Annotated in this window: 17 protein-coding genes; 10 read left to right on the top strand and 7 right to left on the bottom strand. The window is 36.4% G+C overall.

Translation table 11 applies throughout. The annotated features are described in order from the left end of the window. Positions 1–72: 72 nt before the first annotated feature. Positions 73–1,107 (top strand): nucleotidyltransferase domain-containing protein, encoded by a 1,035-nt coding sequence (locus tag C0Q33_RS01585; RefSeq protein ID WP_101476851.1) that lies wholly within the window; start codon positions 73–75, stop codon positions 1,105–1,107. Further along, positions 1,076–1,510, top strand: coding sequence for a HEPN domain-containing protein (locus C0Q33_RS01580; RefSeq protein ID WP_165776405.1), 435 nt, complete (start codon positions 1,076–1,078; stop codon positions 1,508–1,510). The genes C0Q33_RS01585 and C0Q33_RS01580 overlap by 32 nt, the downstream gene beginning before the upstream one ends. A 142-nt stretch (positions 1,511–1,652) precedes the next feature. On the opposite strand, the gene C0Q33_RS01575 is transcribed toward C0Q33_RS01580, so the two are convergent. After that, positions 1,653–2,984: a site-specific integrase gene (locus C0Q33_RS01575; protein ID WP_101476849.1), complete on the bottom strand. Its 1,332-nt coding sequence runs from the start codon at positions 2,982–2,984 to the stop codon at positions 1,653–1,655. 58 nt (positions 2,985–3,042) lie between these two features. Here C0Q33_RS01575 and C0Q33_RS01570 point away from each other — a divergent pair, with 58 nt between their 5' ends. The 3 genes from C0Q33_RS01570 (at position 3,043) to C0Q33_RS01555 (ending at position 7,388) form a co-directional block, all read left to right on the top strand. Beyond that, entirely contained in the window at positions 3,043–3,621 is a 579-nt protein-coding gene (locus C0Q33_RS01570) for a hypothetical protein (protein ID WP_101476848.1), read from the top strand. Positions 3,622–4,277: 656 nt separating this feature from the next. Further along, positions 4,278–5,525, top strand: coding sequence for a hypothetical protein (locus C0Q33_RS01560; RefSeq protein ID WP_101476846.1), 1,248 nt, complete (start codon positions 4,278–4,280; stop codon positions 5,523–5,525). A 117-nt stretch (positions 5,526–5,642) separates the two neighbouring features. Beyond that, a complete protein-coding gene (locus C0Q33_RS01555; protein WP_101476845.1) occupies positions 5,643–7,388 on the top strand; it encodes a hypothetical protein in 1,746 nt (581 codons plus the stop codon). Positions 7,389–7,522: 134 nt separating this feature from the next. Here the strand turns inward: C0Q33_RS01555 and C0Q33_RS01550 are convergent, their stop codons facing one another. After that, a complete protein-coding gene (locus tag C0Q33_RS01550; protein ID WP_133120973.1) occupies positions 7,523–8,452 on the bottom strand; it encodes a hypothetical protein in 930 nt (309 codons plus the stop codon). A 5-nt stretch (positions 8,453–8,457) separates the two neighbouring features. Then, positions 8,458–8,751, bottom strand: a complete 294-nt coding sequence (locus tag C0Q33_RS01545; RefSeq protein WP_101476843.1) for a winged helix-turn-helix domain-containing protein — start codon at positions 8,749–8,751, stop codon at positions 8,458–8,460. A 163-nt stretch (positions 8,752–8,914) separates the two neighbouring features. Here C0Q33_RS01545 and C0Q33_RS01540 point away from each other — a divergent pair, with 163 nt between their 5' ends. Both C0Q33_RS01540 and C0Q33_RS01535 read left to right on the top strand, forming a co-directional pair. Continuing rightward, a complete protein-coding gene (locus C0Q33_RS01540; protein ID WP_101476842.1) occupies positions 8,915–10,480 on the top strand; it encodes a hypothetical protein in 1,566 nt (521 codons plus the stop codon). A 4-nt stretch (positions 10,481–10,484) separates the two neighbouring features. Then, positions 10,485–11,708 (top strand): metallophosphoesterase family protein, encoded by a 1,224-nt coding sequence (locus tag C0Q33_RS01535; RefSeq protein ID WP_101476841.1) that lies wholly within the window; start codon positions 10,485–10,487, stop codon positions 11,706–11,708. Between the two features lie 149 nt (positions 11,709–11,857). Here C0Q33_RS01535 and C0Q33_RS09065 read toward each other — a convergent pair whose 3' ends face one another. Next, positions 11,858–12,151 carry a hypothetical protein gene (locus C0Q33_RS09065; protein ID WP_133120972.1) on the bottom strand — a complete coding sequence of 98 codons (294 nt, stop codon included), beginning with the start codon at positions 12,149–12,151 and terminating at the stop codon, positions 11,858–11,860. Positions 12,152–12,631: 480 nt separating this feature from the next. On the opposite strand from C0Q33_RS09065, the gene C0Q33_RS01525 reads away from it, so the two are divergent. Continuing rightward, complete coding sequence (locus tag C0Q33_RS01525; RefSeq protein ID WP_101476839.1) at positions 12,632–13,489, top strand: CBS domain-containing protein; 858 nt, start codon at positions 12,632–12,634, stop codon at positions 13,487–13,489. 11 nt (positions 13,490–13,500) lie between these two features. On the opposite strand, the gene C0Q33_RS01520 is transcribed toward C0Q33_RS01525, so the two are convergent. Beyond that, positions 13,501–13,944, bottom strand: coding sequence for a CBS domain-containing protein (locus tag C0Q33_RS01520; RefSeq protein WP_245867280.1), 444 nt, complete (start codon positions 13,942–13,944; stop codon positions 13,501–13,503). Positions 13,945–14,068: 124 nt separating this feature from the next. After that, the gene (locus tag C0Q33_RS01515) at positions 14,069–14,518 is read right to left on the bottom strand and encodes a CBS domain-containing protein (RefSeq protein WP_101476838.1); all 450 of its coding nucleotides are present in this window, start codon (positions 14,516–14,518) and stop codon (positions 14,069–14,071) included. 329 nt (positions 14,519–14,847) lie between these two features. On the opposite strand from C0Q33_RS01515, the gene C0Q33_RS01510 reads away from it, so the two are divergent. Beyond that, complete coding sequence (locus C0Q33_RS01510) at positions 14,848–15,117, top strand: hypothetical protein (protein ID WP_101476837.1); 270 nt, start codon at positions 14,848–14,850, stop codon at positions 15,115–15,117. Beyond that, positions 15,118–15,564 carry a universal stress protein gene (locus tag C0Q33_RS01505; RefSeq protein ID WP_101476836.1) on the top strand — a complete coding sequence of 149 codons (447 nt, stop codon included), beginning with the start codon at positions 15,118–15,120 and terminating at the stop codon, positions 15,562–15,564. It abuts the gene before it with no gap. 235 nt (positions 15,565–15,799) lie between these two features. Here C0Q33_RS01505 and C0Q33_RS01500 read toward each other — a convergent pair whose 3' ends face one another. Beyond that, a complete protein-coding gene (locus C0Q33_RS01500; protein ID WP_101476835.1) occupies positions 15,800–16,027 on the bottom strand; it encodes a hypothetical protein in 228 nt (75 codons plus the stop codon). Positions 16,028–16,054 lie beyond the last annotated feature (27 nt).

The following is a 16,054-nucleotide window of genomic DNA, read 5'->3' as shown; positions in this document are numbered from 1 at the left end:
TGTAGATGCGTCCAGTTGCTAATGTGCTAACTAGTTACTAACTATATATAATAGAAATACTATTTCTATTTAGTGAATGATCATTCGATCAATAGAAATGGTACTTTTATAAATACAGAGATTACTATCTCACAAAAAGCAGAAAAGTATTTCGAAAAGAAAGGATGGAAGACCTTCCACGAAGTAAAACTAAGAGGTCGAATTGTGGACATAATAGCTACAAAGGATGACAAAATCACAGCCATAGAAGTCAAAGGAGGTTCTGGGGATATATCGCGAGGAATAGAACAAGCACTACATCAAAAGAATACCGCCAATTTTTCATACCTTGCAATTCCAAAAAACCGATCTTCTAAGATAATTTTCAACTCTTGTCAAAACCTTGGAATTGGATTACTACTGGTAAATGATGGAGTAGAAGAGGTTGTAAAACCAATTATTAGTAATGTACTTCCTTCTGTAAAGAATATAGTTTTCAAAGAAAAGAAAAAAACACAGAAAGTCGTATCTATTAAAAGCTCACTTGAAAACCTCTTCAAATCTAGGGCTCAGATCTTGATTCTAAAACTCTTATTCTTGAATTCTTCAAGTGAATTCCATGCAAATGATATTGCAAGAAAAACTGGATTAGCACCTTCCACAATAGCAAAAGAAACACCGCTGATCCAAAATATTGGTCTAGTTACAAGAAGAACTCAAGGTAATCTAGTATTCTACAAGATAAATAATCAGAGTATCATCTTCAATGAATTGAAAAGAATATTTCTAAAATTTGAGATGCTAGATGAAATTATTGCCAAAGATTTACCAAAAGAAAAGATCAAGTATGCATTAATCTTCGGATCATTTGCAAAGGGAACTGAATCACAGTCAAGTGATATTGATTTGTTGGTAATTGGTGATGTAAACGAGGATGCTCTTCTCAGATCTATATCTAAAACAGAAAGAACAATAGGACGTGAAATAAATTACTTGTTATGGAAAGAGAAGGAGTTTATGGAAAGAGTGGAAAAGAAAATACCTTTGATGAAGGAAATCTCAAAGACTCGAATACTGATGATAGTAGGCGATGAGTATGAATTTAAGCGACTTATTGAAGCAAGATAGAGTTGAAGAATTTGAATCTGACAAAGATCAGATCAAAAATGAACTTGAAAATGCTAGTGCAAAACTGACATCGGCAAAGAATGTTCTACGCATAAATGAGTGGGGATTGGCACACACTGCTGCATATGAGGCAATGTTACATGCTGGTAGGGCATTGATGTTTTCTAAAGACTACAGGACAAAAGGAATCGAACATCATGCTACAGTGGTGTTATTTGTGCAGGCGGTATTTTCGGCAAAATTCTCAAACAAGGATATATTGGATTCCTTTGATAGGGCAAGAAAACTCAGGCATGGTCGCACATATGACAATGCAAATCTGATATCTCCAACTCAGGCAAAAAATCTGGTAGAAAATGCAGAAGCATTTGTTGATAAAACAAAAGAAATTCTGAAGATGTAACCAAAATAAAACTGAAATTATATCTTTTTCATGTTGTAATTATTCTATAAAATGTAGCATGAAATTGATTTTTCTATAAAAGTGGGCCCAAAATAACGACCACAATGGTACCCGAATCCCCCCGGGCCCGTATTACATGTGACTACGAGCCCCTGCTATTTTTGACCAAAATTTTGTCATTTGGTAGGGTTGCGACATACTGCCAGCCTTCTGAAATTAATTTTTCAAACTCTTCGACAGTTACGATTTTTTCTGGACTGATGTTTTCTTCTTTTTTTGCATTGACTTCAAGGTCTAGAAATTCCTGACTCTTTCGAAATGATTCTCTCATTTCATCTGTCAACAGTTTTGGAAGTATGCTCTTGTTTGTAGTATACTTTGCTTCAATTGATCCAGTGTGTCCCATAAAGAAGACGCGAAAGTCATGAGCAATCTTTCCTCTTGATTCTGCAATCAATAGTTGTGTGTCAAAAAATGCCCGCAACACATATGGTCTCCACGGAAATCTTGGCCTCATTGTTCTTCTTACTTGTTGGCAGATCACTGATGTTGTCATGAATTTTTTTCCTTGATGTTTTCCGCGGTACGTTACAAGTTTTGACGACGGTGCAATCACTGGACTTTCAGAGTTTAGCATTTCACCGGATGCCATTCTTTCATTAAGATATGCAAGCACTTTTTCAGCACCTGATTCTGATATGAAAGTAAAGTAGGTGTGTCCTGCTTTTGATAGAGTCTTTCGGACTATAACTCTGGGTGGCACCACTTGAAACCTTGCGATTCCAAGGACAATGTCTAGCTCTGGCAGATCTCTTATCATCAAACCGTCTGAGGCATCATGCTTTCCTAGCACTTCAGGTCTGAGTCCTGCCTTTCCTATCATTGCCATTATTGCACCTGCTCTCAGATTTGCCCTGTTGAACAGTTCCTTGAGTTCAATGTCATCTGGCACGCGCTCATTTACAAGCGAAGGTGTCGAGTCTGAATTTGCGATTCTTATCTTTCGCCTGACCTCGATATCATGGTGATGTAGCCACGATTTTACCGCGGTTACCATTGCCTTGATGTATTGAGGTGCACTGTGCTGTTTTTCCATTGTTGTGATGGTGTCTTCAATCAGGTCTGCTACTGCACGCGAGTCCTTTTGTCCCAACTCGACTAGCTCCATTGGAGTTATCTTGTTGTTCTCGCAGAACCGGTTTAGTTTTCGCAGTCTGACCTCAGCTGTTACACCACTGCTTCTTGCAAGGTTGTCATACCATCGTCGTATATCTTGGTTTGAAAGAAGGCTATCTTTTTTTGTGATTTTGTGTTGTTTTGCAGTTGTTGTTTGGATTTTTTCATATGTCAATTTTTTTCCCACATCAGACTGCACAATGCAGTCCTCATCTGTGAGTACGAGACGCTTTGTTGTATTTACCTCTTTGTTGTTTTTGTAATCATTATCATCGACTATTTGCTTTAGAGCTGTCATGATTCAAAATAATCTTAATTAATAAATAAGACATACTAGGAAAAAAGAGAGTAAATTCATGAAAAAAGAAGATGTACAGGATGCGATAATTTGGGCCTTGATGCCAGAAGATTTGGGATATACTCAGCTTCTCAAAAAGGCGGAAGAGCGTCTACGTGACAAAGAACCCAAGTATGATCTGCACTACAGTGTATTCGATGAAGCCCTGTTGGGACTGATGAACAAGTCAGTCTACAAAACCAAACAAGCCGGCAGACATTCTATTTATCGTCTAGCCCCACAAAGAAATGAAAAAAACCTTGACAAAATAGAGGGGCATCTCAAGAAGGTTAGTGCAGAACTAAAAAAGATTGAAGACAAGAATATTTCTGAGATCCTCGACTTTACAGATTCTACAATCAAGAATCTCTCAAAGTCGCATCAGAGATTGCTAATCAGAAAGCACTTTGAGAAAGAGGATGCAGAAAAAATAGAGAGCATCATGGATGCAATAGATAAGGTGATAGCACAAGCATTTGCGTTGACAGAAAGAAAGGGAGAAGAAAAATTACCAAATCTCTACACTTCAGTAGACTATGCGATAAAACGTGAGCATATGGGTACAGAATATAGCTGTCTTCTTCCTGAATTTTCATAAGGACAATATAATTAACTGGTCACAAGTTTGTAGTTAACACTAGTTTAACACTGATTTAACACTGGTTAACACTGATTTAACACTGGTTAACACTGATTTAACACTGAAGTAACACCTCTACCACAAATGCAACACGAAACTGAATATTTACTGAACCAGTTTTACTCTCTTTTTTCCAAGAAAAGACTAATACTATAATTTGCACATTCAGTTTGAATTGATAACATGCCCAAAATGTGAAAAACCAGCGTGGAAGATTGCTGACGGTATTACCAAGAATTCTGTTTTCTTCAAATATCTTTATTCAAGATTTAGGCATCCGCCAGATCAATATGGAAAGATCAAGACATGTTACATCCCAAAGCAAAAGATATGCAGAACATCATCAAGCCGAGACTATTTCAAATGCTCCAAAAAGCATGAAATTCAATGTAGTGGAGGTTTGGTGAATCTATAGGAAAATAACCATTTTGAAGGATTTCATATGGAATAAAAATTCGGTAATTCAAAATGCGTCTACCAAGTATAGATCTTTCAAAATCAACTAGTTTTTTCTGTTTTTCTAGCTCTTTACATTTTTCTTTATTTAACCATAAATATGATATCAATAAAGAATATGTGAGTTGAGCTTTCGAATTTTTGAAAAACCCATTATCATGGATAAGTTAAACTACAAACAAAAAAATATCAAGGAAAAACTTGAAAAATTACATTTTACTGATCAATTGACCAATCGTAATAAAACATGGAGTAAAGAAAAAAAACGACATGAATCCATCATAAAGAAAATTCAAAAACAAAATAAGTGGCGTTTATTAACTGGAATTGCTAATGGGATCAATGCGGGATCTTATGGGAATTTATTCCCCGACTATTTACTTAAATTATACGCTCCTCTATTTTTCAAAAAATATCCAGATGGGAAAATTTGGTTTATCCCCTTCAGTATTGCTGGAATGCATCATTTTTTAATAGAAGGAAATAAGCTGACAAAAAAATACAAACCTGATCTTCACTCTCTAGGATTTTCTCAATCATATGGCATTGATTTTCACGACACATTGATTTCTATTGGTTTAGAAATTCCAATGTTTGTAAGATTTCCATATTTTCAAGGATCAATCACAGGCTCCATGAGTGGAATTGTTTGTTTTGTTATAAATTCACCAATGAGCATGTATGATGACAATTGGAATTTACATGGATTTTTGATGGATAAGACAAAAGGATACTATACTGATTCTAACTGGCAACCGTTCAAAAATACTAGATCAATTTTTAATCCATTGTCTTCAAAAATATTTTCTAAATATTTTAAGTGGTATGTAGATTCTCTAAACCGACTTTATGATTTTGTTCTTAATTTATCTGACTTGGAAACTAAACGTCTTGTTTCTTTCTCATTAGCTAGGATATGTCTTGATACTTATCTAATACAAATAATCGAACAGCCATATTTACGTAAAATACTATTTCTAACACTGTTGGATAAATATGCTAATTTTGTTCATGATTTTTGCTCAACAAAATCGGAAACAGACATTTGGAAGAATCTGTTGTCTTTAACTTTTTTTGAACACAAATTGAAACCAATTGTTAAAAAAACACCAAGATCAATGCAGATTCTTCAAGGAATGAGATTTACATTGAAACACACAGTACGACATGTTCTATATTCAAAACATAATACTAGGATCAACATAAAATCACACGAAAATGAGGTCGCAGAATATCTTAGAGTTTATAGAAATAGTCATCACGGATATCTTCTTAATGACAAAAAGAAACGAATCAAATTTTTAGATCATACTGGAGAAATTCCTAATTATCTTCCTGATCTTTCATTGGATCTTTGGCACACCTTTCTTGCTAATCCACAAGAATTTGTTGATAGTTTTAAATAAATTTAATGACTAACTTAGTCAAAAATCAAGATGACTTTTTCATCATGCTTACATCGTAAATCGTGAAATCAAATACATTGCTAACCATTTACATAGTGCTTTAACATTATTTTAGAAATGCAATTTGCTGAGATAGCCAATTCTCTGCTTGATACTTACAATTGTATAGATATACGAACGGCATCTCTTTTACAAAACAATTCTTGGCATGCTTTTCTTGTTGTCATTAGATTTCGTAGAGAAAAAATGGATCAAATTGAAAAGGAGTATAAAGAATTAACACATAAGCATGGAATGATAAATGAAAGAGACTTTCGTGTAGATCTGTCAGTATTATCCGTGAAGGAATGGGGAAAGATATGTGATAATTGGGGTCAAAATTTCCTTTTAATTAATTCTAATTTTAGAGTCAGTGTAGAAAATCGTAATGAATTATGCCACGAATTATCTGCTCCACTATTTGTTGGAACAACTAATTATGTAGATACGGAATGGGATTCTTACCTTGGCTATTCATATGTCAGTGCTCATGATGTATACAATAAAATTCGTGTGTATGATAAGAGAGCTCAAGAAAAATTCTTTAGAGATATTATTGAGTATCTCGGCATGATCTTTCAGATCAATAAGGATGACATTTCATTTAATGCCAGAAACATAATATGTGCTCCTGTTTTCTTTAAACTATCTAAAGCGACATTTCATGATAAATTTCTAAGTTTAAGGTGTGTCGTATATCCTACTGTACAATTGGATTTTGTAGTCAATTTGTATAAAAGACTAGGTAACACGACCCCAATTCCAAAGGATAAGCAAACTCTTTCACATAAAATTACAGGTGATTCATCAATCAAGCACGATTTTGAAGTCGAAATTCCTCTTGATTCATTTGATGTATTGGATGAATTTAGAATAGATGTTTATAAAAAAAGTGTTCTGATAGGAACATTATGTGGTACAGTAGGTAGCTATGTAGACAAAACCCCTGAAACAATTCAAATTCAAGACGTAGTACCTATTAATGAAAAATTAGAACCTACTCCTCCTCATGTAGAAATAAACTCGTCACGTCCGAATGTTCCATATCTTATTAAAAAATTAGAAGAATATTTGAAAAGGTTACAGGATATTGATAAACCAAATCAGTTACCTGATATTGCTATGGGATTTCGCACATTGCTTAAAGCCGGTTTTACGGATGGAAAAGAAAGATTAGATGAGTACGTTCAATCAAGAAAAAATATAGAGAAGCGTCTACCATCCTCTTCTCAGACTAGCGATCTTACTGAAATTACTAGAATAGATGAATCTAATTTTAAATTAAGAAAAAATTGGTTAAAAGCAAAAATAAAAGAAGTAATGACTGAACTAAGACATATTGAAGCAATTGAACAGACTTCAAGTAATGGAAAACCATATTCTGAAAATGCTAGATTCTTAGACATAACAAATACTACAGATGCATTTTACACCAAATTAATTAGAGAAATTAATCTTACCTACCATTACGAATTATATTCCTCTGCACAAATGCTGATTAGAAAATTATTTGAAAATCTAGTTATAGACATATTACGAAAAAAATACAAAAATGATACTAGTTCTTATTTGAACTCCAAAGATCGTTATCATCAATTTCACATAATAATCACTAACGCTAAAGAAAGAATTGAACAGGGGGATTTTGATAATGTCAAGCGTGATTTCAAAGAAACACTAGATTGGATATCGAAACTTCGCGATGAAGGAAACAAGAGTGCTCACAGTATAACTTTTGATGTTAAAAAACCGGAATTAGATAAAATCCATGATGAAATAATAAGAAATGTAGACCTGCTAAACCGAATATTCTCGATTGTGTAAGGAGTTTTGTAGCGAGTCTTACAGGTTTAGACTTGAACGAATATGATAATTCATGATATATGAAATATCTCTAAGAAGGAAAGAATGTGGATCAACGAATTTGCTTATCCACATCTGATTCAAATTTATTGGTTTTAGTCTTGAATGGAATATCTGTATGTGATTTTCTGCCCAAAAAATATTTTGGCTTTTAACGTGAGCCTACCTAATATGCCGTCCAGAGTTGTGAGACCAACATTTGGTGCCTTTGCTGCCAATATGTAATAAATTGGATCGAAATAATGGAAAAACACTTGATCGAGTTTTTCCTTGTTGATGGAATCTTTCTCCCATTCATCGTAGTATATTTTGAATACTTTATTTTCCAGGTTTTTGCTATGCTCTTTAAAAACCGTCCTTGTATCTCTATCTATGGAATCTCTTATATCTTTTACAATACTATCTGTGTTTCCAATACGATGGCATCTGAATAAGATCTGTTTAAGCCGCATATCTGGATTATTTTTTGATGTAATAAACACGTCAGGATAATTACTTTCCAACCAATGCCATAGTCTGTCCACAATATCCATGAAATCATCCAAGGGCTCTATATCTGCCCAATTGTTTTTCTTTATCCAACTTACATGTTGATATCCTTCTTCTAATTGGTCATGCATCTGACATAGGTGTGATATGATGTCTGTAGGCGAATTTTTTGGAGTACATCCATTACTCGTAAGCATTATGTTTCGACAAATTTCCTCAAATTCATGCAATGTGCCAGAAAATTGTAGGCTCCATTCTACATATGGTTTAAAATATTGCTCTCTTATTTTATAGCGTTCAGTAAGATGTTGAGTTACAAATATGCCAACCAATCCGCCAGAACCTATTATTGCTAATATTATGGGACTGTAGTTGCTAATCGCGTTATTGACCATATCTAATTGGTTATTTGTGTTACCAGTACAACTGCAAGTGGCGTTACCGTAAGAATATCCTGTGTTAATTATAAACGGAGCAAAAAGAAATATTGAAACAATAATCATGATTTTTCTTGGCATATGTCTTGTGGAGTTCAAACTTATCAATCCAGACGAGAATTCAATGTACTGTATTTCTCAGATTTTATACATTCAAGAAATTTTGAAAGTCTATCAAACATTTCTCTACCTTGCTGGGTTGCAATGTATGTGTCAGATCCATCAATGTTACTACGTGTAATGTACCCCTTACTTTGTAACCAATCAAGATATTTTTGAAATGAATCCCATCTCAATTTTGACGCAAGATGTAAATGTGTTTTTTTTATATTTTTTCCATCCATGACAACTGCAAATCTCATAAGAACATGATTATCAGGATTAAATTCGAGCGTCATAGCTAGGTTTTGATATAACCAAATTACCTATTTAAGGAAATTTAGATCTAAATTTCCCTTGAAATTATACTGTGAAGATAAATTCTCTGGTATATGCTAACCTGTTTGTAACACGTGTTACGTGTGAGTTTGCCTTAAACACAAAACTATCTATTTTCTCATTATGAGTCTTCCACATCCTCCTGTAGTACCTCAGATTAAGTTTAATTTATTTTCCGCTAGCTGTGAGTTGACCATAAGCGGCCCAGTTCTACCAGGTCAACCAATTCAACTATCGTGGAATATCTTCAGTCTTATGTTTGATTCAATTGGTACTGGTAACGTAGTAGCTACTATCACCAGTGATAACAATAATGTTCTATATACGAGCAAACCTGTTCCAATTACAAAGAATACTCCTAAGACAGCACCTGGAATTTTCACGTTCTCTTCTTTCTCTGCCGGAGAGAGTGGCATTGCCCTACAGTTTAATCCGGGACAGCAAGGTTCACAAGGATTGTATATGATAGGAACTCACACCCTCACTCTAAAAGTTACAGGTGGTAATGGTCCATTTACTGCAACTGCCCAACTGGTTGTCATCGAAGAAAACATAAACGCATCATGGTGGAATTGGACAAATCCGACAACTGGTGCCCCATCCACTGTCCAGTGGAATACTGCTTACGGTATTGCCGGCAATTTCTTCAACCAAAGTAAATGGAGTGTAATGAAAGCCTCATGTTCACTGATTGAGACCAACACTAATAATAATCAGATAGCTACGCGAGGAGTTCAATCCGTTACTGCCGACATAGGGCCAAACCCTAATCCAATGCAGTATAATTCGATAACCCAGAATTGGGGGTGGGTGGCGTCTCCAAGTGGAATAATAGTTGCCCCCACTTCAAAGACTTTCAACTATGTAGTACAAATGACACTACAGGATTCATGGGGGAATGGATATCCACCACAAAACTCGAATCAACTAAGTATTACAGTTTCTGTTCCATCTAATAAAATCACTGACGCGAACGGATGCGTAGCTGCTGATGCCACCGCGGTAGCCTGTGCAGTTGGTGGTGCCATTTCTGGGATATTCAGTTTCGGCATAGGTGCTGGAATTGGCGCTGCATGTGCTGCAGCCGCTTTAGCTACCGCAGCAGCACTACTTGCCTCGGCACAGGATCCTCCGGCACCAGACTTCATCTACAATGCGATCGTCAAGCCAATTATTCCATCGATACCCGCTAGCACAAAATTGCCACAAACATTAGCATTCTTGAACTTGTCCTTGCAAGGCGTATCTACTTATGATGCATTAAGTGCGACAGAGGGGAAATTAATAGCAGCTCGATTGGACAAGAATGTTGACGGCATTAATCTGCAGACTTCCACATACAAGACACTTGCTGGCCAACTCATAACAAGCACAAACAATTTATCAGAATCTCTAACAGCTGCAATCGCTGAAATCAAAGCTGCTGTGACTGCTAATCCTTCGCTCACTGTGGATAACCTACGCGCAACTCTTCGTTCATGGCAGGCTAACGGAATACCAGCAGATGTGGAACAAGGAATGGTTTCTGCAAAGCTTTCAAACGCAAACATGTCCACCTTACAGACACTCATTCAAACTATGGATGCCAACACATTGCCTTTCCTGACTGATAGTCTTACCACATTGGCAAATTCTATATCGACACACGCTCAATACGTCGCTGCAAATACGGAAAAAACAATCGCATGATAACATGGTTCGACAGAAGAGTTCTACTACCAAACGTTCTGCACTCCACAAAAAAATCAATACATCGCCAAAACAAAGAATATTTGGTCAAAAACGTCCAAGCGGATTAAATTCCAGCATTAAACAGAATTCAACTGGTAACCAAAAGTTTGAACAACTGCCAAATCCTACAGGTCAGAGTCCATATCATATGTCATTAGATGGCATATTGTCTGCAAACCAGATTTCATCAATTAAAAAATCTGGAGAAATGGTATTGCATATTGTCGGGGATACTGGAGGAATAAAGGATCCATACCCGCAACAATCTGTTGCAGATGCAATGGAAGATGACATTGTTAATAATAATTCTAATGCTCCGACATTTTTTTATCATTTGGGAGATGTAGTTTATTTCTACGGTGCCGCAAGTGAATATATCTCTCAATTTTATGAACCATATAACCACTATCCAGCACCAATTGTTGCCATTCCTGGCAATCATGATGGTGATGTAGCTCCGGGAGATAATACTCCATCACTTGAAGCATTTGTTGCAAACTTTTGTGCTCGTGAACCACAAACCTCGCCTGATGCTGGCGAGTGTCCACGTCATACTATGACACAGCCAAATGTATACTGGACACTTGACACACCATTTGCAACAATGATTGGTCTGTATTCTAATGTGCCAGAAGGAGGACAATTTGATCAGGACCAAATTGATTGGTTTGTAAATGAACTAAATACCGCACCAAAAAATAAAGCATTGATAGTATCTGTTCATCATCCGGCGTATTCTCTTGACGCACATCATTCAGGCAGCAAAACAATTGACGGTGTACTAGATAATGCTTTTAGCAAATCTGGACGTATCCCGGACATGGTATTTAACGGTCATGTTCATAACTACCAGAGATTTACACGAAATATCAAGGGACGTCAAGCACCCTATATTGTTGCAGGTGCCGGAGGCTATCATAATTTACATTACATGCAAAAACAACCTGATGGTAATAGTCTACAAGTTCCATATGTAGATACTAACAATAACGATGTAACTTTGGAAAATTACAATGCGGATCATAATGGATACATGATTTTAAGGGTCACACAAAATACCATAAGCGGTGAATATTACATCGTTCCAAAACAAAATGAATCGTGGCAGACAAAGTCACAAAAAATTGATAGTTTTGAGCTTGATTTGAAACAACACGCATTGACTAAAAACACAAATCCGCCATGATTGTAGGCAAGATAATCCGTAAAGGACTTGAATCTATAGGAAACCGATATGCCTGTTGAAGTGCGTGGTGGTGTCTCAGTTTGGGTAGACTACACGCTTATTCCTCCTACTTACAACAAGCCCGAACCCCCGGATCGGGTCCCAAATGGCTATGACATTGAATCAAAGACAGTAACGGGTGATGATCCACATGATGAGTGTACCAGAGTAGACCACTTCAAACTCATGACACAAATATTTGGGCACTTCCAAGTAGATGTGTATGAGTGGGTAAGGAGGTCGTCGTTCTGGAAGGGTTTAGGTGTTGCACTCTTGGCAGTGGGCGCAGTGGTTCTAATTGTTGGAACCGCGGGTGCTGCAATTCCTGCAATAGGAATGGCTGCAGCAACTTCGACTGCTCTGATTGCCGGTGGTACAGGTACAGCACTCGTTGGAGGCGGCATAGCGTATAATGTCGGGGACTACACAACAGGCGGTTTGATCACAAGCTACCAAGCTGATTTCTCCATTACAACCGATAAGGTGCAAGTCGGTACGGATGACGACCGCGGGAAGCCCTACCGATGTTAGCGTTACTACTCCATCTAAAATAGATTCTAAAAGAAGAATGATATTCAATAGGGAAGAAAATAATTCATCTAAATCCTATCAAACTAAAGAAAAATAAAAAATTAAGGAAAGGAGTTTTGTAGCTACTCCAAATTAGCTTACTGCACATTTTATGTCAAATTTTATTCACAAAAATCCTTGGGCCCGTTCCGACTGTCAGTAAGAGAACCCCCGGGCCCGAACCAATGGGATGTCAAATCTTCTAAGACCATTCACTTACCTGGATTCTAATTATCAAGTGTTAACATCATACATTGTTATCACAGATGAGATTTGTAAAAAGCCTATAATCTACCCAAATTATATGAAAATTATTGAAATTAAAAAATGACAGCATCAACCAGGTAATTAAAAAAACAATTGTAGTAACCCCCCGAACTAGCCTCTTGGACGCACGAGCGATCTTGCTAAAGCACGGGATTAGCCGACTGATCGTATCAGAGAAAGAAAAACCAGTAGGCATGCTAACAGAAAAAGACTTGGTAAAGGCAATCTATCGAATTGATGCAAAACCGCTAGAGGCTACACGCGTATCTGATGTCATGTCCAAAGACCTTGTTACAGTCCAAGAAAGTGCAACGTTACATGACTGTGCTAAATTAATGCTTGATAATAAAATCAGTTCTGTTATAGTACTACACAAAGACAAGACCCTATCTGGAATTATTACAAAGACAGACTTGGCATCCGTATTTTTGACGCAAGCCACAGAACCATTACAAGTCTCTAAAATCATGACAAGAGATGTAATTACAGTAAAACCCGCAGATTCGCTTCTATATGTTGAAAGTGTTCTTGTCAACAATAAAATCTCTAGAGTAGTTGTAGAAAGAAACAGACAGCCTGTCGGAATTATCACTCACCGTGATTTCATACCTGCCAAGATGCCTCTATGGCTAAAACAATCCGGAGATCCAACTGAAGTTGAAAACTATAGGATGGCTACAAATCCCAAAGAGTATCGCTCAAACCAACTAAGTTATCTTTTGACTTTTATTGCCACTGATATAATGACATCAAACCCAATAACTGTAGATGTAGCAGATGATGTATCAAATGTCTCGCTTTTGATGATAAGGCATGGAATTAGCGGATTGCCAGTTGTCAAGGGCAATCTCTTGGTAGGAATTGTAACAAAGACAGACATTGTACGTGCTATAGTTAAAAATTAATTTTAATTAAATTACTTGTCTGCAGGCTTCATTCTCAAAAGTATCTGGTCTGTTATCCTTCGCATCTCCGAGTCAGAGCCAATACTGCATAATTTAGTCAAGTCAGTTGCTGTTACTATTCCAACTAGGAGATCTTGATGTACTACAGGAACCTTGTGAATTCTTCTCTGTTTCATAAGTTCTGCCACTTCCCAAATGTTCTCTTCTGGATTTACTACAATCAACGGAGAGGACATTATTTTTTTTATTGGAGTTGTCAGTGGAATTCCGCGAGATACAACCCTCTTGACAAAATCGCGCTCTGTTACTATGCCCACTGCAATATTGTTCTCTATAACAACAACACAGCCAATGCCTGCATCATCCATTATCTTTGCTGTATCCATAACTGATATGGCTGCATCAACTGTAACAACCTGGTTCTTCATTATGTCTTTAGCAGAAAAATTATCCAATGGTTCCAGTATGAAATTGATACATAAAAACTTGACATCCTATTATCATACATGGTAATACTGGAACCATCCTAGTTTGATACATTAATTTCAAATTTTACACTGTAGTGAATTTATGTCTTGATTAGGACATCCAGTATTCCCAGTCTTCTATTAGATGCTGATAGAGAACCTTGTTGTAATTTTCAGAATCTGCAAGCATCTCATGCATGTGCTTGACAAAATCTGTCACTGTTATGATTCCTAGCGCCTGGTCAGAGTCCATTACCACAACTCGCCTAATTTTTTTGTCTACCATTTTCTTTGCTACCTCATCTGTGGGTGTAATGGAACTTACTATGACAAGAGGTGATGCTGTGATATCTGAAGTCTTTACTTCAGATGGCCTCTTGTTTTGTGCAACAATTTTTGATACTAAATCTCTCTCCGTTACTATGCCAATTGGCACTTGATCTTTTGTTATTATGATACTGCTTACCTTGTTTTTATCCATGATTTTTGCAATTTCAGTAGATGATACATTTGATTCAATTGTGACTACTTTACTTGACATTATATCGCGAGCTACTGTCATGAAAATAAATTCATTAATTTAGTATAAAATTTCTGGCAGGATTATCACATGTGATAACCACTTGGAACCAGTCTTGATAATGAAGATCACTTTAATAATATTGAATCCGTCTTTTATGAACATGGTAGAAAGATTCCTATCTCAGGACTTGTATTTTTCACATGAAAAAAAGTTTGTAAAATCTGATGTTAAGCCGCTTACCTGTCATGTATGTAAAAAAGAATTAAATGGAATATCGATTACAGCCAAGGTATTAAATGGAGAAATGGTGTTTCTATGCTCTACTCATTATCACTCAAAGCCGTACCAGGTCGTCTCGGTGAATTAGCATGACTATCCAGCCTGAGGTAAAAGCAGCAATTGAGAAAAACATGGAACTTATGTTAAACCAGACCAAGGCATACTTGCCATTTCTCAAAGTGGCGTTTCCTGCAGTTAGAGACCTCTCTGAATTGACTTTTAACATGATGATGGGAAACGCGTTTACACTCTTTGTAGCTCAGCTTGCTTTTCGAATGCAAACTCCATCTGCAAGTGACTTTGCAGAATTTGGACAAATCGTTGAAGCATACAGAAGTAAAGTTAAGGAATTATTCTAGTTGTTGCTAAAAAATATTCTAGTTCCGTATGACGGTTCACCACTTTCAAAAAAAGCATTAGAGTTGGCAAAAGATATTGCACGAAATTTTAATGCTGATCTAAAACTCTTGATGGTGATTCCGGTCTACTATCCAATAAGTGACTCTGTTTTTTCAGGAACTGCCGTTATGAATTATCAACAGGTTGTAAAATCTCTAACAGAGCAAGGTGAAAAGGAGATAAAAAAAATTACAGAAAAATGCAGGGAGGAAGGAGCAAAGGCATTTTATAAAATTGTCCATGATGATGTATCTAATGCCATCATAAAAGAGGTAAAAAGATCAAAAATTGATCTAATCATGATGGGAAGTAGAAGACTAACAGGTGTTTCATCCCTGAAAAGACTTGGAAGTACTGCAAGGCATGTCTCTGAACACGCAGCCTGTCCTGTTACAATTGTTCACTAGATCTTGTCAAATTGATAATTAGATAATCTTACAAATACCCACGTCATTCTTATGATATATAGGATAACAAATTGAAATTAAAAAAATGTGACTGTAAATGTGGTTGTACGCGAGATATCTGGAATAAATATTATACACTGTGCATATTTTGTACGCTTGCTGGTCACCAAATCTCACTTGCCTAAAACCATTAAAAACTTGAAAATCCTGTAGACTCGAAAGGTCTTGGATTTATCTAGTATCCAAGATATGTGTCTGGTAAACCTTGTTCGTCAACCCAGCTATGTTTACTATTGCATTCCTTGCATATCAGAACAGCTCGCCAGCTCTGTTTTTCGTCTTCTTCATTTGTAGGTGAGAGTTCAGACCACATGCCAACCTTGATGGCTGCAGGACTGCCGCAATAATAACAACTGCCTCTGTCTGATTCATCAATATGGACAGTTTTGTGTTGCTCTGTCATTTTTGTACCACATGTACTACATTCTAG

Origin of the sequence: Candidatus Nitrosotalea bavarica (assembly GCF_900167955.1) — an archaeon.
Classification (GTDB): Archaea; Thermoproteota; Nitrososphaeria; order Nitrososphaerales; family Nitrosopumilaceae; genus Nitrosotalea; species Nitrosotalea bavarica.
Note: the sequence above shows the minus strand (reverse complement) of the source record. Positions and strands in the feature narration are given on the sequence as shown.